The sequence below is a fragment of the Sphingobium rhizovicinum genome, assembly GCF_042647625.1.
Lineage (GTDB): Bacteria > Pseudomonadota > Alphaproteobacteria > Sphingomonadales > Sphingomonadaceae > Sphingobium > Sphingobium rhizovicinum.
Genome location: NZ_JBHRVU010000004.1, coordinates 1,614,377 through 1,638,816, shown reverse-complemented (window position 1 = coordinate 1,638,816; position 24,440 = coordinate 1,614,377). Strand labels below are relative to the sequence as shown.

At 62.7% G+C, this 24,440-nt stretch carries 22 protein-coding genes and 2 tRNA genes; 10 read left to right on the top strand and 14 right to left on the bottom strand.

Going from position 1 to position 24,440, the window contains the following annotated elements:
* Positions 1 to 30 precede the first annotated feature (30 nt).
* On the top strand, positions 31 to 426 hold the full coding sequence (locus ACFOKF_RS09250) for an MAPEG family protein (protein WP_380795256.1): 396 nt from the start codon (positions 31 to 33) through the stop codon (positions 424 to 426).
* On the opposite strand, the gene ACFOKF_RS09245 is transcribed toward ACFOKF_RS09250, so the two are convergent.
* Complete coding sequence (locus tag ACFOKF_RS09245) at positions 423 to 2,435, bottom strand: putative bifunctional diguanylate cyclase/phosphodiesterase (RefSeq protein WP_380795255.1); 2,013 nt, start codon at positions 2,433 to 2,435, stop codon at positions 423 to 425. The two genes, ACFOKF_RS09250 and ACFOKF_RS09245, sit on opposite strands and share 4 nt — an antisense overlap.
* 119 nt (positions 2,436 to 2,554) lie before the next feature.
* Between ACFOKF_RS09245 and moaA the strand changes: the two genes are divergently transcribed.
* The 3 genes from moaA to ACFOKF_RS09230 all read left to right on the top strand — a co-directional run bounded on the left by moaA (position 2,555) and on the right by ACFOKF_RS09230 (position 4,491).
* Positions 2,555 to 3,565, top strand: a complete 1,011-nt coding sequence (moaA, locus tag ACFOKF_RS09240; protein WP_380795254.1) for a GTP 3',8-cyclase MoaA — start codon at positions 2,555 to 2,557, stop codon at positions 3,563 to 3,565.
* Positions 3,562 to 4,338, top strand: coding sequence for an NAD kinase (locus ACFOKF_RS09235; RefSeq protein ID WP_380795253.1), 777 nt, complete (start codon positions 3,562 to 3,564; stop codon positions 4,336 to 4,338). Before moaA ends, ACFOKF_RS09235 begins: the two co-directional genes overlap by 4 nt.
* Before the next feature lie 78 nt (positions 4,339 to 4,416).
* A tRNA-Asn gene (locus ACFOKF_RS09230) sits at positions 4,417 to 4,491 on the top strand.
* Positions 4,492 to 4,527: 36 nt separating this feature from the next.
* On the opposite strand, the gene ACFOKF_RS09225 is transcribed toward ACFOKF_RS09230, so the two are convergent.
* On the bottom strand, positions 4,528 to 5,091 hold the full coding sequence (locus tag ACFOKF_RS09225; RefSeq protein ID WP_380795252.1) for a TetR family transcriptional regulator: 564 nt from the start codon (positions 5,089 to 5,091) through the stop codon (positions 4,528 to 4,530).
* Positions 5,092 to 5,175: 84 nt separating this feature from the next.
* On the opposite strand from ACFOKF_RS09225, the gene ACFOKF_RS09220 reads away from it, so the two are divergent.
* Together ACFOKF_RS09220 and mtgA are read left to right on the top strand one after the other, a co-directional pair.
* Entirely contained in the window at positions 5,176 to 6,465 is a 1,290-nt protein-coding gene (locus ACFOKF_RS09220) for an MFS transporter (protein WP_380795251.1), read from the top strand.
* A gap of 30 nt (positions 6,466 to 6,495) precedes the next feature.
* Complete coding sequence (gene mtgA, locus ACFOKF_RS09215; protein WP_380795250.1) at positions 6,496 to 7,194, top strand: monofunctional biosynthetic peptidoglycan transglycosylase; 699 nt, start codon at positions 6,496 to 6,498, stop codon at positions 7,192 to 7,194.
* A 176-nt stretch (positions 7,195 to 7,370) separates the two neighbouring features.
* On the opposite strand, the gene ACFOKF_RS09210 is transcribed toward mtgA, so the two are convergent.
* The 3 genes from ACFOKF_RS09210 to clpP all read right to left on the bottom strand — a co-directional run bounded on the left by ACFOKF_RS09210 (position 7,371) and on the right by clpP (position 12,281).
* A complete protein-coding gene (locus ACFOKF_RS09210; RefSeq protein ID WP_380795248.1) occupies positions 7,371 to 9,869 on the bottom strand; it encodes a TonB-dependent receptor in 2,499 nt (832 codons plus the stop codon).
* 369 nt (positions 9,870 to 10,238) lie between these two features.
* Positions 10,239 to 11,507, bottom strand: coding sequence for an ATP-dependent Clp protease ATP-binding subunit ClpX (gene clpX, locus ACFOKF_RS09205; protein ID WP_184264525.1), 1,269 nt, complete (start codon positions 11,505 to 11,507; stop codon positions 10,239 to 10,241).
* Between the two features lie 138 nt (positions 11,508 to 11,645).
* Entirely contained in the window at positions 11,646 to 12,281 is a 636-nt protein-coding gene (gene clpP / locus ACFOKF_RS09200) for an ATP-dependent Clp endopeptidase proteolytic subunit ClpP (RefSeq protein ID WP_380795247.1), read from the bottom strand.
* Between the two features lie 222 nt (positions 12,282 to 12,503).
* Here clpP and ACFOKF_RS09195 point away from each other — a divergent pair, with 222 nt between their 5' ends.
* Positions 12,504 to 12,767, top strand: a complete 264-nt coding sequence (locus ACFOKF_RS09195) for a hypothetical protein (RefSeq protein ID WP_380795246.1) — start codon at positions 12,504 to 12,506, stop codon at positions 12,765 to 12,767.
* Here the strand turns inward: ACFOKF_RS09195 and ACFOKF_RS09190 are convergent.
* The 3 genes from ACFOKF_RS09190 to ACFOKF_RS09180 all read right to left on the bottom strand — a co-directional run bounded on the left by ACFOKF_RS09190 (position 12,747) and on the right by ACFOKF_RS09180 (position 15,609).
* Positions 12,747 to 13,721: a glycosyltransferase family 2 protein gene (locus tag ACFOKF_RS09190; RefSeq protein ID WP_380795244.1), complete on the bottom strand. Its 975-nt coding sequence runs from the start codon at positions 13,719 to 13,721 to the stop codon at positions 12,747 to 12,749. The two genes, ACFOKF_RS09195 and ACFOKF_RS09190, sit on opposite strands and share 21 nt — an antisense overlap.
* Positions 13,722 to 13,872: 151 nt before the next feature.
* A complete protein-coding gene (gene tig / locus ACFOKF_RS09185) occupies positions 13,873 to 15,465 on the bottom strand; it encodes a trigger factor (RefSeq protein ID WP_380795242.1) in 1,593 nt (530 codons plus the stop codon).
* Between the two features lie 59 nt (positions 15,466 to 15,524).
* A tRNA-Leu gene (locus ACFOKF_RS09180) sits at positions 15,525 to 15,609 on the bottom strand.
* A 124-nt stretch (positions 15,610 to 15,733) separates the two neighbouring features.
* Here ACFOKF_RS09180 and ACFOKF_RS09175 point away from each other — a divergent pair.
* From ACFOKF_RS09175 to ACFOKF_RS09165, 3 genes are all read left to right on the top strand, one after another.
* Complete coding sequence (locus ACFOKF_RS09175) at positions 15,734 to 15,940, top strand: hypothetical protein (RefSeq protein WP_380795241.1); 207 nt, start codon at positions 15,734 to 15,736, stop codon at positions 15,938 to 15,940.
* A gap of 188 nt (positions 15,941 to 16,128) precedes the next feature.
* Positions 16,129 to 16,734 carry an RNA polymerase sigma factor gene (locus tag ACFOKF_RS09170; protein WP_380795239.1) on the top strand — a complete coding sequence of 202 codons (606 nt, stop codon included), beginning with the start codon at positions 16,129 to 16,131 and terminating at the stop codon, positions 16,732 to 16,734.
* A complete protein-coding gene (locus ACFOKF_RS09165; protein WP_380795237.1) occupies positions 16,652 to 17,680 on the top strand; it encodes a FecR family protein in 1,029 nt (342 codons plus the stop codon). Before ACFOKF_RS09170 ends, ACFOKF_RS09165 begins: the two co-directional genes overlap by 83 nt.
* Before the next feature lie 56 nt (positions 17,681 to 17,736).
* Here the strand turns inward: ACFOKF_RS09165 and ACFOKF_RS09160 are convergent, their stop codons facing one another.
* From ACFOKF_RS09160 to ACFOKF_RS09135, 6 genes are all read right to left on the bottom strand, one after another.
* Positions 17,737 to 19,479, bottom strand: a complete 1,743-nt coding sequence (locus ACFOKF_RS09160; RefSeq protein ID WP_380795235.1) for an MFS transporter — start codon at positions 19,477 to 19,479, stop codon at positions 17,737 to 17,739.
* A 2-nt stretch (positions 19,480 to 19,481) separates the two neighbouring features.
* Positions 19,482 to 20,228, bottom strand: coding sequence for an FkbM family methyltransferase (locus ACFOKF_RS09155; protein WP_380795233.1), 747 nt, complete (start codon positions 20,226 to 20,228; stop codon positions 19,482 to 19,484).
* Entirely contained in the window at positions 20,225 to 21,370 is a 1,146-nt protein-coding gene (locus ACFOKF_RS09150; protein WP_380795230.1) for a glycosyltransferase family 4 protein, read from the bottom strand. The genes ACFOKF_RS09155 and ACFOKF_RS09150 overlap by 4 nt, the downstream gene beginning before the upstream one ends.
* On the bottom strand, positions 21,367 to 22,680 hold the full coding sequence (locus ACFOKF_RS09145; protein WP_380795227.1) for a hypothetical protein: 1,314 nt from the start codon (positions 22,678 to 22,680) through the stop codon (positions 21,367 to 21,369). The genes ACFOKF_RS09150 and ACFOKF_RS09145 overlap by 4 nt, the downstream gene beginning before the upstream one ends.
* Positions 22,677 to 23,414: a class I SAM-dependent methyltransferase gene (locus tag ACFOKF_RS09140; RefSeq protein WP_380795224.1), complete on the bottom strand. Its 738-nt coding sequence runs from the start codon at positions 23,412 to 23,414 to the stop codon at positions 22,677 to 22,679. Before ACFOKF_RS09140 ends, ACFOKF_RS09145 begins: the two co-directional genes overlap by 4 nt.
* Positions 23,415 to 23,596: 182 nt before the next feature.
* Positions 23,597 to 24,298, bottom strand: coding sequence for an NAD-dependent deacylase (locus ACFOKF_RS09135; RefSeq protein WP_380795222.1), 702 nt, complete (start codon positions 24,296 to 24,298; stop codon positions 23,597 to 23,599).
* Positions 24,299 to 24,440: the final 142 nt, after the last annotated feature.

Here is a 24,440-nt window from a genome sequence, read left to right as displayed (position 1 = left end):
TGATACGATCGCAGCGGGAGGATTTGCATCATGCCGGTAGAAATCACGATTCTCGCCTGGGGCATGATCCTGCTCCTTGTTCACATCTTCGCCGCGACCCATGTGAAGACCAAACAATATGGCGCGAAATGGAATATGGGCGCGCGCGACGAACATCTACCGCCCTTGAACCCGCTGGCCGGTCGCCTCGCCCGTGCGGAGGCCAATTATAAGGAAAGTCTGCCCATCGCCATCGTCGCCCTGATCGGCGTGGTGCTGGCCGACAAGACCAGCGAATGGACGGCGATGGGCGGCTGGATCTGGCTTGGCGCGCGGATCGTCTATCTTCCGCTCTATGCGGTTGGCGTGCCTGTCGTCCGCACGATCATCTTCTTGGCCGGGCTGGTCGGCATCCTCATCACCCTCTGGCCGTTGCTGGGCCTTTAGCCCTTCAGCACCAATGCTATGAGGTCGGCGGAGGAAACACCCGCCGATCGCAGGAAACCCTGATAATAGTCGCAGCCTTCGCGCGCCAGCAGATCAAGTTGTTCTTCCGTCTCAACCCCTTCGGCGATCACTTTCAGCCCCAGCGACTTGGCCATGTGGATGACGCCGCGCACGATGATCCGGTCCCGCGCCGTGCCGGCAATATCCTGCGCCAGCCCGCTGTCGATCTTGAGATAATCGAGTGGCAGGTTTTTCAGATAGGCAAGGCTGGAATAGCCCGTCCCGAAATCGTCGATCGCCACCGCCAGCCCCTCGGCCCGCAACGCCGTCAGCAAAGCCCCGGCCGCGCCAACATCTTCGATCAGGCCGCTTTCGGTAATCTCCACGGTCAGGCGAGAGCGGGGGAAGCCGCTACTGTCGACCAGACCCAGCAAATTGCCCATGAAGCTGGGCTGGGCGATGTCCGCCGCCGTGACGTTGATCGACAGGCGCAAGTCTGACAGCGCGCCGGGCCAGGCTGCCGCCTGCCGCAAGGCCTCCGCCTGAATATGCGCCGACAAAGGCAGCATATAGTCGGACCGCTCGGCCGTTGAGAACAATATGCCCGCGCCCAGCGGCCCATAATGGGAGTGGTTCCAGCGCGCCAGCGCCTCCACGCCACTGATCTTGTCGCTGTCGACCGGATATTGCGGCTGAAAGACGATGCCGATCTCGCCCCGGTCCAGCGCCAGCCGCAGGTCCGTCTCCAGCCGGTCGGCGTCCACCTGACGACTTTGCCGATCGGCCGAAAGAATGCGGATGCCCTCCCCGCCGCCCTGTCGCGCATCGGACAGCGCGGTTCCGGCACGCCGCAGCAACTGGGTGGCGTCATCCTCGGCGCGCGCCTGCGCAATGCCGCATCGCGCGGTCAGGCGGATCAGGTGGTCTCCAGCGCTGAAGGGCTGTCCGACCGCACCGATCAGTTGCCGCGCCAGGAAGGTCGCGCGATCGCTGCCTGCCGCTTCGCCGATCAGCCCGATCAGAAATTCGGTCCCGGCAATGCGGGCCACCATCGCGCCGGGCGCCACATCATCCACCATCCGCTCCACCCGCCGGGCGATGCGTCCCAACAGGGCGTCGCCCACGACCTGCCCATAGGCTGCGTTCATCCGGTCGAACTGGCTGATAGACAGCAGCAGGATGGTCGTCGGCAGCCCTGTCCGCCGGTCCAGCCAGTCGAGCGCCGCCTGCCTCGATCGCAATCCGGTCAGATAGTCACGGCTCGATGCGTCCTGTTCATGACCATCGGACAGCCATTCCACATCGGCCGCCATCACGCCATCGGCCATCCGCAAATGATGCACCAACCGCTGCCCCAGCCGACCCGGCAGGCCATGGGCCAGCGCCGCAGGCCGGCCTGCGACACGCATCGCGCGCAGGGCCGTCAGGACAGAGCGCCGTTCGACGCGCGGCAAAAGCCGCACCAGAACGGACGGCGCAACCGCCCGTTCAGTCAGCCCCAGATGCTGCGCCAGATTGTCGCTCAACCGCACCAGATGCCCGCCACGCGGCAATTCCCAATACAGCGCATCGCCCCGCCGAATGCGCTGGGCCCGCTGGCTGTGCTGCGCGCCGCCGCCCAGTCTTTCGACCAGCCGATGCGCAGAGGCCAGCGCCGCCCGCAAACCATCGTCTGTCACAGGCCCCAGCAGATAATGGGTCGCACCGGCCGCCATGATCGTCGGGACATGCGCTTCGTCGCGGGGATCGACCAATACGAGCAGCGCACCCCCGCCCGCCTCCAGCGCCGGCACCAGCGGCGCCAGCAACTCCGTCGCCCCGCCCTTGCGCAAATCGACCAGAGCGACCTGCGCTTCACTGCGCAGATAGCGTTGCGGGGCATCCTTGGCGCGACGCGCGCCGATCGTGCGCCAACCGGCACGCTGGGCGGCATGGCTCAGCCCGTCCCGGTCTCCCGGCGACAGGATGAACAGGCTACGCTGCCCCTCGGCGCTCTGATCTGCACTCACAAATCTGTTTCCCCGGCGCCGCGCATTGCCCCGCCTTAACAGCAAGGCGTTACCGACCTCTTGCGATTGCTGCAACCGGGGTGCTTGCACAGGGCATGTCCATCGCTTAGCTAAGGCCCATGGCCATGGCCGATCCTTTGCGTGCGACGATGACCGACGGCCTGGGCCGCCGGATCAGCTATTTGCGCATATCGGTCACGGACCGCTGCGACCTGCGCTGCCGCTATTGCATGGCCGAACGGATGCAGTTCCTGCCCAAAAATCAGGTGCTGACGCTGGAGGAGATCGCGCTGCTCGCCGATCTGTTCATCGCCCGCGGCATCGACAAGATTCGCCTGACCGGCGGCGAGCCGCTGGTGCGACGCGACATTGGCGATCTGGTCCGCCGGATTGGTCGGCATCTGGGGCAAGGTTTACGAGAACTGACGCTGACCACCAACGGCACACGGCTGACCGACCATGCGGAGATGCTGGCCGAGGCCGGCGTGCGCCGGATCAACGTCAGCCTCGACAGTCTGAACGCCGATCGCTTCGCTCATGTGACACGAGGCGGAAAGCTGGATCAGGTATTAGCCGGCCTGGACGCCGCCCGTGCCGCCGGGCTTGCGGTGAAGATCAACATGGTGGCGCTCAAGGGCGTCAATGAGGATGAAATCCTACCGATGCTGCGCTGGTGCGATACGCAGGGCTTTGATCTTACCCTGATCGAAACCATGCCGCTCGGCGAAACGGGTGAGGATCGTACCGACCATTATCTGCCGTTGACGCTGGTAGCTGACAGGATTGACGCGCAGCATGCGCTCACCCCCGTCGCCGATCGCACCGGCGGTCCGGCGCGTTATCATGCGGTGGATGGCCTCAACATTCGCCTTGGCCTCATTATGCCGCTAACCCGCAATTTCTGCGCTGACTGCAACCGCGTCCGCATGACCTGCGAAGGCAAGATCTTCATGTGCCTTGGCCATGAAGATCATGTCGATTTCAAGGCTGCGTTGCGCAATGACGGCATACAGGCAGTCCAGCCGCTGATAGATCGCGCCTTACGTTTGAAACCCGCCGCCCATGATTTCCGCATCGGAACGGGCGAACGCGCCGCCACCCATCGCCATATGAGCGTCACAGGCGGATGAGCAGCGAACCCCGGCGCGCTCTGGTCGCGTCCCCCACCCAGGCGGCCCGCGCGGCCGAAGAACGGCTGCGCGCCGCCTATGATTTCGTGCCGGTGGAGCAGGCCGACATGATCATCGCGCTGGGGGGCGACGGCTATATGCTCCAGACGCTGCATTCGATGCTGGAGGGGCGCCGTATTCTGCCCGTCTTCGGCATGAACCTGGGCACGGTCGGCTTCCTGATGAACGAGTGGCGGCTTGACGGCCTGGATCAGCGCCTCGCCAAGGCAAAGAGCTTCAAGGTCAATCCGCTGCGGATGACGGTCGACACGGTCGATGGCGAACAATTTTCCATTCCCGCCATCAACGAAGTGTCCCTGCTGCGCGAAACCCGCCAGACCGCCAAGCTGGAGGTGGAGGTGAACGGACGCGTCGTCCTGCCCGAACTGGTGTGCGATGGTGTGCTGGTGGCGACGCCTGCCGGGTCGACCGCCTATAATCTGTCAGCCCATGGCCCCATATTGCCGTTGGGATCCGCGCTGGTCGCGCTGACGCCGATCAGCCCGTTCCGACCCCGGCGCTGGCGCGGCGCGATCCTGCCGGAAGCGACGCAGATTCGGTTCACCGTGTTGAACCCCGTCAAGCGCCCGGTCAGTGCCGTGGCAGACCAGCGCGAGGTACGTGACGTTGCTCAGGTGGAGGTTCGCATCGACCGCACCACCCCGCTGACTTTGTTGTTCGATCCGGAACATACGCTGGACGACCGGATCGCAGCCGAACAGTTTATCGCGTAAATTTCTATCATATTGGCGCTTGCCATTCCGCAAAAGCCGCTGCTATAGGCGCGGCCTGCCCGGCGGAAGTCGGGCTGCTCCCCGATAGCTCAGCGGTAGAGCATTCGACTGTTAATCGAATGGCCGTAGGTTCGAATCCTACTCGGGGAGCCAAATTCTTCCAGATGAAGAAGATGGCGATCGCCCCGTTTACTCGGGCAGGCCCACCGCCTTTCTCACACTCACCATTATCTCATTGGACAAATCCGGGTCAGCAACCGCCCGCGCCAGAGCCATTGCGCCGACCATCTGCGCCATGCGCGCCAGCGTCGCAGGCCTGTCCAGATCAGGCGCCGATTGCTCCATTATCGCGGCTAGTTCTTCAAAGCCCTGTCGAAATGCCCCGGCCAGTTCTCCACCGCGCCGCGCCGCATCGGGGCTGAGCGCGATCAAGGCGCATCCGGTTTCAGGAGCGTCGCGATTGCGCGCACTCAAATAGCTGTCGGCAATCGCGCTCGCAGCCCCCTCCTCCCCGGCGCCTTCCGCCAGAGCGCGCCAGCGAACGGCGCTTTTCGCCAGTGCCGCCGCGCAGGCTTCGGCCGCCAACGCCTCTTTCGATTCGAACTGATTGTAGAATCCACCGTGCGTCAGGCCGCTTTCGCGCATGACTTCCCCGACACCGACCCCATCCACACCATGCGCACGAAACAACCGCGAGGCGACATCCACCACAGTCTCTCTATTGCGCGCCGCCTGTTCCCGACTGACCTTCATCGCCCGCGTCCTTCCGCTGCCTCTTGACGTTATATATGACATCTATCATTTAACGCCAGCCCGTCATGCACGCGAAGGGGATTTATGCTTTCGAACGCCTTGGCCCACCGCCTGTCCACCCGAAATATTCACTATGGATGGGCGGTGGTCGGCGCGACCTTTCTAACCATGCTGGTGGTTGCCGGCGCCGTCGGTGCGCCCGGTGTGTTCATCGTGCCATTGCAAAAGGAATTTGGCTGGAGCGCGGCAGACATCAGCGGCGCGCTCGCTATCCGATTCCTGCTGTTCGGCGGCATGGGGCCTTTCGCGGCGGCTTTCATGAACCGTTTTGGCGTTCGGCGGATGATGCTGATCTCTCTGTCGATCGTGATTGGCGGCATGTTGTTGTCGCTCGGCATGACGCAGCTATGGCAATTGATGCTGCTCTGGGGCGTGGTGATCGGGATCGGCACCGGGCTGACGGCGATGGTGCTGGGCGCGACGGTGGCGACGCGCTGGTTCAACCATCGGCGTGGGCTGGTGATGGGTTTGCTGTCGGCGAGCACGGCGACCGGGCAGCTCGCCTTTCTGCCCTTGCTCGCCAGCCTGACCGAAAGCCATGGCTGGCGCAGCGCGTTGCTGCTGGTTTGCGGCGCGATCGTGCTGGCGGCGATCGTCGTGTTGTTGCTGATGCGCGATCGGCCCGCCGACCTTGGCCTCGCGGCTTATGGCGACAGCAGCATCCAGCCTGCCGCAGCGCAGCCCGCGGGCCTGGGCGCTCTGCTGAAAATGCCGCTGATCGTGCTGCGCGATGCCGCGCGGGTGCCGACATTCTGGATCCTCTTCCTGTCCTTCTACATTTGCGGGGCCAGCACCAATGGTTTGGTGCAGACCCATTTTATATCGTTGTGCGGCGATTATGGGCTGGCCGCCATTGGCGCTGCATCGATGCTGGCGATGATGGGGTTGTTCGATTTCGCAGGGACGCTGGCGTCGGGATGGCTGAGCGACCGGTTCGACAATCGCTGGCTGCTCTTCTGGTATTATGGGCTGCGCGGCCTTTCCCTCCTCTATTTGCCGTTCAGCGATTTTTCGCTGTACAGCCTCACCATCTTCGCCGCCTTTTATGGGCTGGACTGGGTCGCGACGGTGCCGCCGACGGTCAAGCTGACGGCGCAGCGCTTTGGCGCGGAGCGGGCCAATATCGTGTTCGGCTGGATTTTCGCCGGTCATCAGCTTGGCGCGGCCAGCGCGGCGCTGGGCGGCGGCCTGTCGCGGACGCTGTGGCAAAGCTATATGCCGGCCTTCGTTGGAGCGGGCATCCTCTGCCTGATCGGCGCCGGGCTGGTGCTGTTGATCAATCGTGGCCGGGAGCCAGCCCTCGCAGCCGCTTGAACCTTAGCGCCAGCGCGTTACGCTGGCGGCATGACCGCTAAATCCGCTTCCTCCTCGCGCCGTCGATCCCCCTGGATCGCCATTCCCGTCAAGATCATCCTGGGCTTCATCCTGCTGTCCGTGCTGATGGTGAGCATTTATCGGTTCGTGCCGCCGCCAGTGACATGGACGATGCTGCTGGACCCCAATGGCATCACCAAGGACTGGACCAGCCTGGACGAGATCGATCCCGACATGGCGCGGGCGGCGATCGCGGCGGAGGATGGCAAATTTTGTAGCCATCATGGTTTCGATGTAGACGCCATCGCCAAGGCGGCGATCCATAACGCCAGCGGCGGCCGCATTCGTGGCGGATCGACCATCAGCCAGCAGACGGCCAAGAATGTCTTTCTGTTTCAGGGCGGCGGCTTCGTGCGCAAGGGACTGGAAGCCTGGTTCACCGTCCTGATCGAGGCGATCTGGGGCAAGAGGCGGATCATGGAAGTCTATCTGAACGTCGCGGAAACCGGGATCGGCACCTATGGCGTGCAGGCTGGCGCGATCCGCTATTTCCATCATGGCGCGGGCAAACTCTCCCGCCCGGAAGCTGCGCGCATCGCCGCCGTCCTGCCGCTGCCCAAGAAGCGGGCCGCCGTCGCGCCCGGCGGCTTCACCCGTCGCTATGGCAATACGATCGCGGCGCGGATCGGCGCCATCCAGCGCGATGGTCTGGATAGCTGCCTGCGCTGAGGCAATCTCTTAACTTCGCATATTTCCCGCCAAACTGGACATAATGTTGCGCGGGCCTGATCCTATCGAAAGGTCCAGCGACCCAGCGGCGAGCATCGCATCCTACAGGGGGATAGGACATGAAAAAGGGCGGGGATTGCTCCCCGCCCTTTTCCTTTTCAGACTTATGCCGAAACTTAGAAGCCGACGACCAGCGAACCGATGAAGGTGCGCGGCGCGCCGATCTGGGCGAAGCTGACGCTGGTGTTCGACAGCGTACCGTCCAGACCGCCGACATACAGCTTGTCGAACAGGTTGGTGACGTTGACTTGCAGGGCGACGCCAGGAGCGCCGAACTTTTCCAGCGAGTAGCGCGCATCGAGATCGACGACGGTGTAGGCCGGAACCTTCGCGCCATAGACCTGCGTCAGCGCACCGTTGATCGTCTGATAGACCGGCAGGTTCTGGTCGTTCACGTAACGCGGCCCCGTGCGCTTCGCCTGGACACCCAGACGGAAGCCTTCGATTTCGCCCTGCATGCGGCCACCAAAGGTATAGACCGGCGCGCCCGATTCACGCTTGCCAGCGGTCTGCGCAACGGTGGTCGCCGACAGTTCGACATCGTCCTTGATCTTCGACTTCAGGTAGGAACCGAAGGCATAAATCATGAATTCAGGGATCGGCTGATAAGTGATGCTGCCGTCGATACCATATTTATCGACGCGACCCAGGTTGCGATAGATGGTCGTGTCAAGTTCACGGTCATAGGCCGAGGCCAGACGATCGCTGTAGATGGTGTACCAACCCGACAACTGCGCCTGAAGCTTGGTCGAACGATAACGCACGCCCAGGTCGAAATTGTCGGTGGTTTCCGGCTGCGGGTTCGCACGGTCATCCGAAGGCGCATAGAAGAAGGACTGGTACAGATTGTCCGTACCCGGCACCTGAAGGCCCTTCGAATAGTTGGCGAAGACGTCGACGGCATCGGCCGCGTTGAAGACGAAGCCAGCGCTCGGCAGCAGCTTGTCATATTTGAAGACGCGCTTCTGCGGGCCCTGCACGGTTGCATTGGCACCGGCAAAGGCGGCTTCGGCCGACGATCCCGGCTCAAAGCAGCGCAGATTGCCGCCAGCGGTTGCCGTGAAGCAATAGTTGCTCAGGTTACGCTTGAAGAAAGGCGCACGCAGACCGACGGTGACGGTCAGCGCATCCATGAACTTGCCGCGATATTCGCCCGAAACCTGATGCAGGATCGCGTAGGACAGGCGGTTACGCTTTTGCAGCGTTGCGCCATAGGCGTCCAGGATCGGATCATCGACGGGGAAATAGTCGGCGCCGAAGCCGTTGCCGGTCAGATAGCCAGCCTCGCCGGTCTGACGATGGCGACCGCGATCATAGCTATATGCCAGACGAACAGTATTGTTCGGATCAATGTCATAGCGCAGCGAACTAATCAGGCCATAGCGGTTGGTCTGGGTCTGGCTGGGCGTGTGAACGCGCACCGTATCCAGCATATCGCCATCGCCATTGATGTCGTGACCGAAGAAATATTGCGCAGCGCTGGACGAGCCCTGGATGAAGCCAGTGTAATTCTGGCCACCAATCCGGGTAAAGCCTTCGCTGGCGATCGACGTGCCGCCGCCATTGGCCTTGGTATATTGGAAGCTGGGATCGACGGTCAGGACCAGCCCGTCAGACAGGGTGAAGCGCGAATTGATGCGAACATTGCCGGTGTTGGAAGGGTTCCAGCGATATTCGAAGTCCGAGCCGCAGCTGCTGGCGACATCGGCAATACCGGCACGACCGCCAGGAACAAGGCAACGCGCCGCTTCATAGAAGCGTTCATCCTTGGTCATGGGGAAGCGGTTGCCGCTGCCGCCGCCGGGCACGCGATCCGCATCCAGACGCAGCGGAACCGAACCGAAGAAGTTGTTGCGGTTTTCGTTCCAATGGCCGGCGATCGAGATGAAGTCGCCATTGCTGCCGATCGGCTGATAGATTTTCGCGTTATACTGCTGCTTGTCGATCTCGCCAATGCCGCCATAAATGGCGTTGTTGCTGGCGCGGCTGGCCGACAGGAAGGCGCGGGTGCCCCACTTGGTGAAGCTGCCGGTCTGAACCATGCCGAACAGGCGGAAGAATTCGAAGTCGCCAACCGAGGCGACCATCTTCGCGCTGAAATCTTCGCTGGGCGTGATCGAGCGATAGTTCACCGTCGACCCCGTTGCAGCGGCGGTCGGGCTGTCGACGTCGGTCGAGCCGAGGTTGACGTTCACCTGCTCGATGATTTCGGGATCAAGCTGCTGGTTCGAGTAAAGCGCATAACCGCCGGTGTCATTCAGCGGCAGACCGTCGAACGTCTGCGAAATGCGGCTGTCGTCGAAACCGCGAATGGTGAGCGTACCACCAGCCGAACCAAAGGGATCGTTATTCTGGAAGCTGACGCCCGGAAGCTGGTTGATGACTTCGTTGATGGTCTGCCCCGGCGTCTGCGCCTGGATGAACTCAGCGCCCAGCACCGCCTTGGCACGGCTGGTATCGGGCATAACAACGCCGCCAATGCCGGCATCGGCCGTTTTGGCGCCGGTAACGACGATCTCATTTTCAAAATCGAGCGAGCCGGTCGACTGCGCGAATGCGGCGCCCGGAAGCGCGATGGCGGCGAGTGCGACGCTGCCCATCAGAAACTGTTTCATTGACCCTTGTCCCTTTTCAAGAGTGGCGCGAGCCACGCCTCTTGCTGTGATGCTCTTTCAAGCCGGAGCCGCCCTATGGCGACGTCTGGCGAAGCCCCTGTGATGCTCTGTTTGCAATTTTGTTACAATGCACCAGCAGGACTGTCACATTTCTCTCCCACCCGCAGGAAAGCCGCCTGCGGACAAGGGCCAATTGTCTGTAATATATTGAAGTTTAATGACTAATTTCGAAATATGCGGCATTATTTGACAGTGGTGCAATTTTGCAACGCAGCGAGATTTTTTGTGCGGCGCACGCAAGCGTAACGAAAAAGGGCCGGCGATTGCCCGCCGACCCCTTGAAAAACGACAATTTTAAACAGGTGAACGTCAGGCCGCGTCTTCGGCCCGCTTCTCCTTCTCGCTGAATACGCGAATCGGCTCCTTGGTGCCGGCGACGACATCCTTGTCGACCACCACTTCGCCAACGCCCTCCATCGACGGCAGGTCGAACATGGTGTCGAGCAGGATCGCCTCCAGGATCGAGCGCAGGCCGCGTGCGCCGGTCTTTCGCTCAATCGCCTTCTTGGCGATCGCGGTCAGCGCATCGTCAGTGAAGCTGAGTTCGACATTCTCCATGTCGAACAGCTTGCCATATTGCTTGACCAGCGCATTCTTCGGTTCGACCAGGATCTTGACCAGCGCGGTCACATCCAAATCCTCCAGCGTCGCGATGACAGGCAGACGGCCGACAAATTCGGGGATCAGGCCGAATTTCAACAGATCTTCCGGTTCGCTCTGACGCAGCAGTTCGCCGGTCTTGCGTTCTTCGGGCGCAGCGACATGGGCGCCGAAACCGATCGACTTGGCTTCCAGACGATCGCCGATGATCTTTTCGAGGCCCGCGAAGGCGCCGCCGCAGATGAACAGGATGTTGGTCGTGTCGACCTGCAAAAATTCCTGCTGCGGATGCTTGCGGCCGCCCTGCGGCGGAACCGAAGCGGTGGTGCCTTCCATCAGCTTCAGCAGCGCCTGCTGCACGCCTTCGCCCGACACGTCGCGCGTGATCGACGGGTTTTCGGCCTTGCGGCTGATCTTGTCGATTTCATCGATATAGACGATGCCGCGCTGCGCCTTTTCGACATTATAGTCCGACGCCTGAAGCAATTTGAGGATGATGTTTTCCACATCCTCACCGACATAGCCGGCTTCGGTCAGGGTCGTGGCGTCGGCCATGGTGAAGGGCACGTCGAACGTCTTGGCCAGCGTCTGCGCCAGCAAGGTCTTGCCGCAGCCAGTGGGACCGACAAGCAGGATGTTCGATTTGGCCAGTTCCACCTCGCCCGGCTTCGAGCCATGGTTGAGGCGCTTGTAATGATTGTGGACCGCGACCGACAGCACGCGCTTGGCGCGCTTCTGGCCGATCACATAATCGTCGAGCACATCGCAGATTTCCTGCGGAGTGGGCACGCCGCCATCCTTCTTGCCGACGAGACCGCCCTTGGTCTCCTCGCGGATGATGTCGTTGCACAGTTCCACGCATTCGTCGCAGATGAACACGGTCGGTCCTGCGATCAGCTTGCGCACCTCATGCTGCGACTTCCCGCAGAAGGAGCAGTACAGTGTGCTTTTCGAATCCGAACCGGTAAGCTTAGTCATTCGCCATTCTCTCTTCCCCCCCGGCCTACAGTCACCAGATCCGCGTCCGGCGAGGGATTTTCTGGTCCAAAGGCCATTCTAGACCGCCGCGCGCCCGTTCCACAAGGGCAGAGTGGCGCGCAGCGGTAAAGATAGTCTTTAGGCCTCGGTGGATTCCGCCGCGACGGGGCGACGATCGAACACTTCATCGACCAGACCGAACGCCTTGGCCTCATCGGCCTCCAGGAAGGTGTCGCGGTCCATCGCCCGCTCGACAGCTTCCAGCGTCTGGCCGGTATATTTGACGTACAGGTCGTTCAGGCGACGGCGAATCCGCAGGATTTCCTTGGCCTGGATCTCGATATCCGACGCCATGCCCTGCGCGCCGCCCGACGGCTGGTGCACCATGATGCGGGCGTTGGACAGCGCGATGCGCTTGCCCGGCTCGCCGGCGGCCAGCAGGAAGCTGCCCATGGAGGCGGCCTGGCCAACGCAAACGGTGCCGACGTGGGGACGGATATATTTCATCGTGTCGTGGATCGCCATGCCGGCCGTCACCACGCCGCCGGGCGAATTGATGTACATCCAGATGTCCTTCTTCGGATTTTCCGATTCGAGGAACAGAAGCTGGGCGACGATGAGCGAGGCCATATGGTCTTCGACCTGGCCGGTCACGAAGATGATCCGTTCACGCAGAAGCCGCGAATAGATGTCGAAGCTGCGCTCCCCGCGATTCGACTGTTCGATGACGATGGGGACCAGCGCGGCCATGGGATCGGACATGATATTTGTCATTGTGCTCTTTCAGGTGGTTGCTTTTGCCCAATGGCCTACATCGGCACAAAAGCCTGTTGGTTCAAGGGGGGAATCTATCGCTACGGCAATTGCGCGCGCCCCGCGCCTCTTGCTAAAAAGGGAGTCGGAGCGGGACGAAGCGGACGTGGCGGGGCTTGCATGCCTTTGGCCATATGTCGCCGCGCCCGAGCCGCTCGCCACGGGACGCAAGGAAGATGTCCGATGACCGACCTGTTTTCCGCCATTGCCCATGCTGTTCAGGACCCCGATTTCGAACGCGCGCTCGCTTTGGTCAGGCAGGCGCTGGGGCAAAATCGCCTCAATATCACGCGCACCTTCTTCAAGGGCTGCAATGAGGAAAGCTGGCCGTTCAATACGGTCGCCGAACGCCGTCAGGTGCTGGCCGCCTATGTCCATAATGAAATTATGCTGCAAAGGGACAGGATCGGGACGCCCGATGGCGGTTCAGCCCCGAATGCTGTGTGACGGAGCGGAAAAGGACAGATAGGCCAGCCGCCGCACTTCCCGCCGGCCTCGCACGACCGTGTCGAGGATCAGGCCGCACATGCCCGACAGCGTCGCCAGGATCATCAGGCCCGTCACCAGGATCGCGGTGGGGAAGCGTGGGACGAGGCCGGTCTGAAGATAGGTGACGATCAGCGGCGCCGCCAGCCCCAGGCCCAGCGCGGCAAGGAAAGCCGCGATCACGCCGAAGAACAGGATCGGCCGTTCGATGCGATAGAGGGTGATGATGGTGCGCAGGATGCGCCAGCCGTCGCGATAGGTGCTGAGTTTGCTGACGGAGCCTTCGGGCCGGGCGCCATAGGTGGTCATGACTTCCGAAACGGGCATGGCGAGTTCCAGCGCATGAACGCTGATTTCCGTCTCGATCTCGAACCCCGCCGACAGGACCGGGAAACTCTTGACGAAACGACGGGAGAAAACGCGGTAGCCCGAAAGAATGTCGGTGAAGCTGCGGCCGAACAATTGCTTGAGCAGGCTGGTCAGCGCCCAGTTGCCGAAGCGATGGCCGCGCCGATAGGCGGCCTCCACCTCGTCGCGGCGGCACCCGACGACCATGTCGAGATTATCCTCCAGCATAGCGGCGACCATCCTGGGTGCGGCTGCGGCCTCATAGGTCGCGTCGCCATCGGCCATGATGTAGATGTCGGCGTCGACATCGGCGAACATGCGGCGTACGACATGGCCCTTGCCCTGCTGGCCCACGCGGCGGACGATCGCCCCCGCGCCGGCCGCCAGTTCGCGGCTGCGATCGGTCGAATTGTTGTCGAAGACATAGATGTCGGCGGACGGCAGGGCGGCGCGAAACCCCTCGATCGTCTGCACGATGGCCCCGGCTTCATTATAGCAGGGCAGGATGACCGCGATGTGCGGCGTCGCCAGAGCAAACTCACCACTCACAGCCGGAAATTCCTTCATCGTCGCAACCGTCCCTGCCCTTTGCCCTATCTATCGGACATAGGTGCATCAGGCATCATGATTAATATTTCGTCTGCCATGCCGCCCGCAAAATGAAAAGCGCCCGACTTCACGGGGGAAGCCGGGCGCTTTCACATCCTGTCAGGCAGGATTATTCGGCCTTGGCGGCAGCCTTCTTGGGAGCTGCCTTCTTCTTGGGCTTTTCCTCGGCAGCGGCGTCTTCGGCTACGGCTTCGTCCTTCTTGGCGGCAGCCTTCTTGGCGGCCGGCTTCTTGGCGGGAGCAGCTTCGGCTTCCTCAGCCTTCGCTTCTTCAGCAGCCGGCTCAGCCTTCTTGGCGGCCTTCTTCGCCTTGGGCTTTTCGTCATGATGATCATGACCGCAGCCCGGGCCGTGGACGTGGGGCTTGAGATCGCCGTCTTCGGCTTCGATCGCGGCTTCCAGCTCTTCGCGGGTCACGGCGCGGTCGGTGACTTCAGCCTTGTCGAACAGGAAGTCGACGACCTTGTCCTCATAGAGGGGCGCACGCAACTGGGCGGCGGCCATCGGGTCCTGACGGACATACTGGACGAAGCGTTCGCGGTCCTGCGGGCTGTACTGCTGGGCAGCCTGCATGATCAGACGGTTCATTTCCTGATCGTTGACGACGACGCCATTGGCCTGGCCGATTTCCGACAGGAGCAGGCCCAGACGGACGCGACGCACGGCGATGGCGCGATAATCGTCCTTTTCGGCTTCCATTTCGGCGAGCGCGGCGGCCGGATCTTCTTCATGGCCCGCTTCATGCTGAAGCTGCTGCCAGATCTGACCGAATTCTGCTTCCACCATGCTGGGCGGCACGTCGAAGTCGTGCGAAGCGGCGAGCTGATCGAGTAGCTTGCGCTTCATATAGGTGCGGGTCAGGCCATTATGTTCCTGCTCGATCTGCCCCTTGAGCAGTTCCTTGAGCTGGTCCAGCCCTTCCAGACCCAGCGACTTGGCGAATTCATCGTCCAGCTTGGGCTTGTCGGCGTTCAAGATCGACTGAACGGTGATGTCGAAAGTGGCGGGCTTGCCGGCGAGGTGGGCGGCGCCATATTCTTCGGGGAAGGTGACTTCGATGGTCTTCTCGTCGCCCTTCTTCACGCCCGTCAGCTGCTCTTCAAAGCCGGGGATGAACTGGCCAGCGCCGATCTTGAGCTTCACGCCTTCGGCCGAACCGCCTTCAAAAACTTCGCCGTCGACCTTGCCAACGAAATCGATGGTCAGCGTGTCGCCATCTGCCGCAGCATGATCGGCATCATATTCTTCCAGAGCGCCCTGCTGGCTGGCGATGCGGCCGGCGGCCTCTTCAACCTGCGCGTCGGCGACTTCGGCGGTCAGACGTTCCAGCTTCAGACCATCAACGCTGGGGGCGGCGATTTCAGGCAGCACTTCGAGCGCAACCTTGATTTCGGCGTCCTTGCCGAATTCGAAATTCTCGTCCAGCTCAACCGACGGCTGCATCGCGGGACGCAGCTTCTGGTCGGCGATCAGCTTCTGAATGCTGTCCTGGATCGAATTGTTGAGCGCGTCGCGCTGCAGCGATTCGCCGTGCATCTTCTTCACGAGGTTGGCGGGCACCTTGCCGGGGCGGAAGCCGGGCATGCGGACCTGCGGTGCGATCGCAGCCACCTCCTTTTCCACGCGGGCGTCGATGTCCTTCGACGTGATGGTCACGGTGTAGGCGCGCTTCAGGCCCTCGTTCAACGTCTCGACAGTCTGCATCTCTTCTCTCAAACGCTTTCTTCAGCTGAATTTCGGTGGCTTGGCCGCAGGCGGCTTTCTGGTGCGGGCGAAGGGACTCGAACCCCCACATCTTACGATACCAGAACCTAAATCTGGCGCGTCTACCAGTTTCGCCACGCCCGCATCGGTCGCCGGTCGGCGCGGCATAGAGAAAAGAGCAGAAAGAGGCAAGGGATAGTGAGAACAGGCGCGGAACCGCTTCTGCCGGCCAAGCGTAGCCCCCGTATAAGACAGTGGAGAGACAAAGATGGCCACCCGCCCCGATGAAGCCCCCATCCCCGCGCCCGACGGCGTTCCCGCGCCCGACAGGATCATGCCCCAGTCCCCTGATGAGGCCCCCGCGCCCGACAATCCGGCTGAAACGCCAATGACGCAGCCTGACGAAATCACCCCCGTAGCCCCGGATTATGACCAGCCGGACAGCGCGCCGGCCGAACTGCCGTCGCCCGATTAACCGGGTCGGGCAATGAATGATGCGCGAACTGTAGCTTATCCACAATAAATTTGCCCAAAGGCGGAACTTTCTGGTTGATCGCTAACATTCTGCCCTCAGACCGGCTGGACAGACCCCTGCATCCATGATTGAACTATGACAGATAAAAGAAATCGGGAGAGGCGCGGCTGACAAATAAGGGGGTCAACGTGCTACGGGTTCGCGCTAAAATGGAATGGTTCAAGACGGTGATCCTGCCACAGGAAGCCGCCCTGCGTGGCCGTCTGCGCCGCATCCTGCCGACGACGCATGAACTGGACGACATGGTCGCCGAAGTCATGACCCGCGCCTATGCCACGGAAAATTGGGAAAATGTGACCACAGGCCGCGCCTATCTGTTCACCATCGCCCGTAATCTCGTGATCGACACCGCGCGCCGGAACAAGGTGGTCAGCTTCGAAACGATCGCCGATCTGGAATTGCTGGGCGGCGAAAACAACATCGAGGCCCAGCTTCATGCCCGCGAAGCGCTGCGACAGGTGGAGACGATCGTCGAGTCGTTGCCCACCCAATGCCGTCGCGTGTTCATTCTTCGCCGCATCCACGAAAAATCGATGCTGGAAATAGCGGAGGAAATGTCTCTGTCCGTTTCTACTGTTGAGAAACATCTGGCCAAAGCCATCGCAATAGTTATGCGAGCCTGGGCGGAACGTGAGGAAACGGACTTCGAACGTGCAGGCGTCGGAACCAGGTTCAAGTTGCGGGAACAGGGACGCGATCGAAGCGGAAGCCGCGCGCCTGCTGGCCAGGCTTAACGACGGCGTCAGTCCCGAAGAAGAATCGGACATATGCGACTGGATAGAGGCTGACCCCAGCCACGCCGTTGCCTTCGCCCGCGCCGAATCGGCATGGGAAGCCGCCGAACGGCTGAAGAGCGCAGCGGCCGACATTACCCTGCCCCCGCTGCAACAGATTGTCAGCGAAGAGCAGCAGCGCCGCCTGTCGCGCAACATCATGGTGGCCGCTGCCGTTGCGGTGATGCTGTTCATCGTCGCCGCAATCGTCACCGTCCGCACCTTCAGCGGCGTCGATCGCTACGAAACGCGGGTCGGCGAAATGCGCGACATCGCGCTGGATGACGGATCTATCCTGCACCTCAATAGCGACAGCCAGGCCGAAGTCCGCTTTACCGACATTGGCCGAAAGGTGCGCATCCTGAAGGGCGAAGCGTCCTTCGACGTGGCGCATGACAAGGCCCGCCCGTTCGATGTCGAGGCGCGATCGGCCCTGATCCGCGCCGTGGGCACCGCCTTCAACGTCCGCATGCGCCCGTCCATCGTGGAACTGACCGTGACGCAAGGCACCGTAACCGTCCATTCGGGCGGCAGCATGGGACAAAAGGTCGCCGCAGGCAGCGGCGCCGTAATCCAGCCGCGCCGCATATCGCTCACCCATCTAGACCCCAGGCTGATCGGGCAGCGCACCGCCTGGCGCGACCAGATGGTGGAACTGGATGGCGAAACGATCGAGCAGGCGGCCGGGGAGTTTAACCGTTATCGCGCGACGCCGATCCTGATCGGCGATACGCGCGTATCGGCGCTGCGCATCGGCGGCCGGTTCCGCACGAACGACAGCCGCGAATTTTTGTCCGCGCTGCAACTGAGCCTGCCCATTCGCGCCGTCACCGGCGAAGACGGATCGATCATGCTGCTGTATCGCGACGAAGAACCCATGCCAGCCGATAACGGCCAGAACCCGTAGCACCACGCCGTTTCCCGCCCCTTCCGTTCCGAGCGAACGGATGAAGGAAAATCTCCTTACATCGCATTGTCAGCGGCGTTCAGCGCGTCTTCGAAGGTTTCGGGCAGGGGCGGCTGGACCGGCCGGTCGCATCCCGCTTCCTTCATATGGGCGCGCAGCGCATCCATGCGGCCGAGATTCCAGCGCGCCAGCGGCACGCCGAGCGGACGAAACTCCGCGCGATCGAACAATTCGACGACATAAGAGGCGCAGAGCGCATCCACCTGATCCAGCGTCAGCATGCCAAGGTTCATCACCATCGGCTTGCCCGGCACGCCGTTGCGGCCACGCACCAGATCCGTGACGTAGAGGCCGCCGCGCGGATCGACCAGCACGACATCGGCCTGGCTCGATTCGATCAGTTTGTGACTGGCGGCATAAGGCGCGACAAATTCATGCGTGCGCCAGACGAGAAAGGCGCTGGACAGGGCAGTGATCATGACGCCGATCAGCACCGGCCGCATTGCGCCTTCGGGCCGGCAGCGCGCCCAGCCCAGCCCGGCCAGCAGGCAGAAGGGGCCGATGAAGCCATGGGCATAGCGAAAGCCCCAGCCATAGCCCTGCGCCAGCGCCAGCACGCAGCCGGCAAGGCAACCCAGCGTCAGCGGCAGGGCGATTTCCTGTCCGCTGATCACCCGCCGCCAGCGCATGGCCGCCATGCCGAGCGCGGCGAGCGGTACCATCAGGATATTGTTCCAGGCGAAATAGCGGCTGAGATTGACCAGCGGCTGCCAGCGATCGCCGAGACGTTCGAACAGGCTGCCGACCTTGTCGGCGACGCCGGCGGAGGGGCGCACATCGGTCGGCGCGCCCAGCGCGTGCAGCAGGAAGCCGGGCCATAGCTTGGCCCATACGATGACGATCGCCACCAAAGTCAGCGCATGAAAAGCCGCCACCGTCCAGCGTCGCGCCAGCAGCATCCACAGAATGAAGGGCGCGATGAAGATGGGCGGGAAATGCCATTGATGCAGACCCGCCGCGATCAGCGCGACGACGCCGGCGGCCAGATGGCCCAGCGCCCCGCCGCGCAGCACCAGCGCCAGCCAGATCATGTTGAGTGCGAAATGGCCGGTCATCGCATAGGGGGTCATGGCCGTGACCCAGAGCTGGCTGGACGAAAAGCCCAGCAATATCGTCACCCACACCGCATCCGGCCGGTCGGGCATCAGATGCAGCGCGACCCGCCACAGTGCGAACAGGCCGCCCATCAGCAGGACGGGGCCGGCCAAATTGGGATCGCCCAATTGCCAGAAGATCGCCTGAATGGCGCTGTTCACCGGCAGATAGGCCGCCGTCCAATAATCCGCCGCGCCGAAGGGGGAGAAAAATTCGGGCATGATCGCCCGACGATAGGGTTCCCATTCGATCGGGATTGGGCGCGCGAACAGGCCTTCGCGCATATAGGCGGCGGCGAAGCGCGCGACCTCCTCATCCCGGCTGATGGAATAATCCTGGAACAGTGCATAGTGGCCGGCCCATGCTACCATGCCCAACAGCAGGATCAGCGGCACCACGATCCGCGCGGTGGGCGCGGGCAGCGCAAAGCCCTTTCCTTCGGCCCATGGCGCGGCCAGCGCCAGCAGCAGAACCGAACCCGACAGTGCAGGAAAATCCTGATCCAGCAGCAGGATTACCGGCAGGCTCAGCCCCTGCCGATAGGTGACATGCCACAGAAAGGTGACGCCCAGCCACAACGCCAGACCAATGGCCCCCGCAAGGAACAGGCGGCGGGCGGAGACATGGCGGGCAGGCCCGTTCACGCTCAATCCCCGACCAGCGTCCGGTTGACGAAGATGCCGTCCATTTCGACCAGCAGCGGGAAATGCCCTTTATTGTTGGCGAAGAAGGCGGAGGGAATGAATTCGCGCGCCTCCAGCCAGTCGATCATCGCGCGATAGCCGGCGCCGCCTTCATAAATGGGGCGGACGCCCAGTTCCGTCTGCACGCCCAGCATCTTGCCAAACACATCGCCCGCACCCTCGCAAACCGACAGGTCATGCCCCTGCGTGTCCATTTTCAGGAACGGTCGCGCAAAGCCATATTGCGCCATCAGTTCGGGCAGCATCGTGTCGAGCCGGCGGCACTGCATCTCGACCGTCTTCGTCACCTTGTTGCGATCGGCGAAGATGGCGTCCTGCTCACCCGAAGGTTTTTTGAGCGAGCTGAACTGGTCGGCGGCCATGATATTGAAGCTGGCCGTGCCATCGAAATCGGACAGCGCCATGTTGAATACATGCCAGTTACGATCGGACGCGGCGTGCCTTTGCAATTCGGCGAAGACGTCCGGGTTGGGTTCGAACGAGAGGATCAGCCCCTTATAGCCCGCATCCTTGCGCACCATGGTCGCATACTGGCCGCGATTGGCGCCGACGTCGAACAGGCAGTCGACCGCGAAGGCCGACAGGAAGCGCTTCAAAGCCTGCACTTCGGGATATTGGTGGACGCGGCCCGCCAGAGCGAGACGCAGGGCCAGTTTTCGGTCGGCCAGTTCGCGCAGATAGCGGTTCATGCGCGCCCGGCCAGCACTGTTTCGTAAATGCCGATCGTCGCCACCGCCATATCCTTCCAAGACCTCATTTCTTCGCCATAAGCCAGCGCCCGTGCGCCATATTCCTGCCTGATGGCCGCGCTTTCGATCAGCGGCAAGAGGGCTTGGGCAAGGGCAGGCGCATTTCCCGCCGGCGCGCACGCTGCAACCCCGTCCGGCAACTGGCCGAACATGCCTGCGTCAGACGTCACCATCGCCTTGCCATGATGCAACGCCGACAGGAAGGCGCCGCTCGAATCGATATGGCGATAGGGGAAGACCAGCATGTCGGCGCGCGCCATATGCGCATCCAGCCGGCCTTCCGTCAGAAAGCCGAAATCGGTCATGAGGCGGTCGGCAAAGCCCGCCTGCGTCACGGCGTCGATCAGCGGGGCGACATCCATGAAGGGCTTGCCCGCCAGCGCCAGTTCGAACCGATGCCCGGCGCGCCAGAGCGAAAGGCAGGCGTCGATGAGCAGGTCCACGCCCTTATAGGGGCGGATCGTGCCGAAAAAGAGCAGGCGCGGCAGGACCGACGGCGCGATGGCGGCTAAGTCCTGCGCGGAGGCGGGGGCGAGGCGCATCGGCGGGTGCGGCGTCACATGGATGCGCGCGGGATCAATCCCCTGCCCGACCAGCGCGGCGCGGGTCGTGTCGCCATGGACGATCAGCGCATCGAACATGTCGAGCAGCGCGCGATAGCCCCGCCCCTGCAAGCCGGAGTCGGCATGATAAGCGTCGGCATTGTGGACGGTGTGGACCAGCGCCTTCCGGCCCCTCAGCCGCTGAAGCATCAGCCGATCGGCCGGCGCGAGGGGGAGCCACTGGACATGGACCAGATCGGCGGAGAGCAGCGGGGACAGGCTGCCCAGCGCGCAGGCCAGGCCATATTCGGCCGCCTTGGCGAGGCGGAAGGCGCGCCCCTCCCCCAATCGATCGCGCAGAGCTTCGCTGCGGCGGAAGAAGTGGGGGAGATAGGCATAGCGCTGCGGCAGGATTGCATCGGTGGCGCGCATCGGGCGGCCAAGCAGCGTCACCCGCGCGCCCTGCCCGGCCAGCGCCGCGCACAGGCTGTCGTCATAGCGCCCCGTAAAGAGCGAGGGATCAAGCATCGCGATCTTCATGCGCGCAGCAGCCTTTTGAGCGACAGGAGATGCAGCCCCGCCACGCCCAGCAGCGTCAGGGCATAGAGAGAAAGGAAGGCGAGATCGAAGCGGTCCGGCCAGAGCAGCAGTGCGAGCGGCGCACTGGCCAATGATCCGGCGAGGAAGGGCAGCGACCGGGCGAGCAAAGGCCCGAATTGCCCGAGCGCCGCCTGCACATAGACGGAAACGCAGATGATGGTCAGCGCGCCGAGCGCCAGGATGATGAGGCCGATGTCCGCCCGGTCGATCGCCGCCCGCCCGTCGAACAGGATCGCAAACAGCCGGTCCCCCACGCCCAGCAGCACCGCCGCCAGACCGATCGCAAAGACCATCGCCGCGCCCAATGCGCGGGTCAGCAATTGCCGCAGCCTTGCCCCCTCCCCCGCATGATAGGCGCGGGTGATGCGCGGTAGTGCAGCCTCCACCATGGCGCGCACCAGCATGGACAACGAACGCGACATCTTGAAGAAGAAGTCGAAGATCAGCATCGGCCGCGCGTCCGTCGTCATCGCCGCGATGGTGAAATAGGGCGCGTTATAGGCGATGATGTCCGACAGGGTGAAGGCGGCTGAAGCGCCGATGTCCCCCAGATAATGGGCCCGGACATGACCGCCGCCCGTGCGGAAGGCGAACCAGTGGCGGCGGGTCATGTTCAGCCGGCGATGGACATGGGCGATGGCGTAGCCGATCACGACGATGCTGACCGCCAATTGCAGCGCGACCGACATGCGCGGGTCCAGTCCACCCAGGATGGACAGGAGAAGGCCGATGGTCACCACACGCCGCGCGCAATCCAGCCCTTCCCAGAGGAAATTGCCATCCACCGCCGCCAGCGCCCGCTTGGCGAGGAGCGCCGGCAGGTTGAGACAGGCGGACAGGAAGAAGAGCAGGAACAGCAGGGGCATGCCCGTCGCCAGCCAGCCCCCGGCCAGCGCGCCGATCAGGATCAGCGTGCCGCCCGCGACCAGGAGGCCCAGAAACAGGAACAGGACGCCCATTTCCTCCAGCCGGAAGCCGCCATCGCCCGCGCCATTCCCGCCGCCTTCGACATGGGCCAGCCAATGCTGGCGCAACCGGGCATAGATGATGCTGGTCAGGCCAAATTCGGCCGAAATGGTGAAATTGCCGAAGGCGACCAGCAGCAGGAACGCCTGAAATTCGGCGATCGGCAGCGCGCGCACGAACACGAAGGTGACGGCAAAGCCCCAGATCAGCACCAGCCCGACATTGGCCAGCTTCACCAGAGCCAGGATGCGGGCGCTGCCCTCCATCCGTGCGAGACGGTTCATGCGGGCTTGCGCGCCCTGAACAGCCGGTCGTCCAGCGCATAGAAATGGCGCGTGGCGACATCGATCGAAGCGGCGTCGATTTCTTCCAGATCAAAGCCCGCAGCGCGGATGCGATCGGCAAAATCCGGGCCATATTGGCGGACATGATCCCACTGGCCAAAACGACGCTCCCGTTCGCGCGGGGGAATGTCGAAACTGCCATCCTCGGTCGGCTTGTCCCACAATGGGACGATCAGCCAGGCTTCGCCGCCCGGCTTCAAGGCGCGCAGGATGTTGCGCAGCACGGCCATATCGTCTGGCACATGCTCCATCACATGGCTGGCGTAGAACAGATCGTACCGATCGGTATCGGCCAGTTCCATCAGGTCGACGCGGCGCATGCCCGGCACGGTGTAGCGCGCGGGATCAAGATCGGCCGGGACATAATCGGCGGCAGCGCTGAAACGCTTAACAAGACTGCCCTCATTGGGCGCCATGTGCAGGATCGCGCCATCGACAGGCACCGTCAGCGTCCCCTGAACGATCAACCAGTTCATCAGCCGCTCGCGCGGTGACGCGCTGCATTCGACACAGCCCCATTCGCCATTGTCGCCATAGCGGAAGAAGCCGACGACGGTCGCGCCGCAGGCCGGACAACCGCGACTGGCGCGCGCGCCCAGCGCCTTGCGCAGCTTGAGCGCGGTTCTGGTCAGATGCTTGCCGGCGGCCTTGGCCACCCGCTGGACAGTAATCACCGATTGCTCCGCTCAAGGGATCATGAAAGCGCGCGCTATACTATAAGCCGCGCGAGAAGCGAGAGCGGATATGCGCCTGCCAGAAGGCGCCGCACCAAATTTGATGCCCGCCGCGCGCTCCAGATTTTTGTCGTCGCATCGTTTCGAGCGGAAAACCGATGCCCGCTTTTCCGCACGATGCTCTATGCAAGCAATTCCTCCACCAGCGCAGGCACCAGCAGGCTGGCCGGGCCAAGCCGGCTTTCCTCGAAATAGAAGCTGCCGGCCGATGGATCGAGATTAAGCTCCAGCGTTCGCGCACCGACATGGCGCGCCGTCTGGACGAAGCCGGCGGCGGGATAGACTGCGCCCGATGTGCCGATCGATACGAACAGATCCGCATCGCGCAGCGCGGCGTCGATCGCGTCCATTTCATAGGGCATTTCGCCGAAAAAGACGATGTCGGGTCGCAAGGCCGGCCTGCCGCAGCTGTCGCAGGAGCATGCGGGCGGCAAGGGATCGGCCCATGGCTTCGCCTTGCCGCAGGCGGCGCACAGGGCCGATTTAAGTTCGCCATGCATATGGATCAGCCGCTTCGCCCCGGCCCGTTCATGCAGATCATCGACATTCTGGGTGACGATCAGCAATTCGCCGGGCCAGGCGGCATCGAGCGCGGCCAGCGCCTGATGCGCGGCATTGGGATGCACCTCCGCCAGCTTCGCCCGCCGCTCATCATAGAAACGATGCACCAGCACCGGATCGCGCGCGAGCGCTTCAGGGGTGCAGACATCCTCCACCCGATGCCCTTCCCACAGCCCGTCAGGACCGCGAAAGGTCGCTAGACCGGACTCGGCGGATATGCCCGCGCCGGTCAGGATGACGATGTTGCGAATGTCCTGGTTCATGGGGTGCACCAGATAGCAGGTGCAGCGAAGGTTCAAGCGAAATGGGCCGGTCGGAACCACTTACCGTCATCCGACCGATCCGCAGGAGAGGATTTTCCGTCCGCAATCGCTTGACGCGCCGCGCATCGCCATCGAAGGTGCC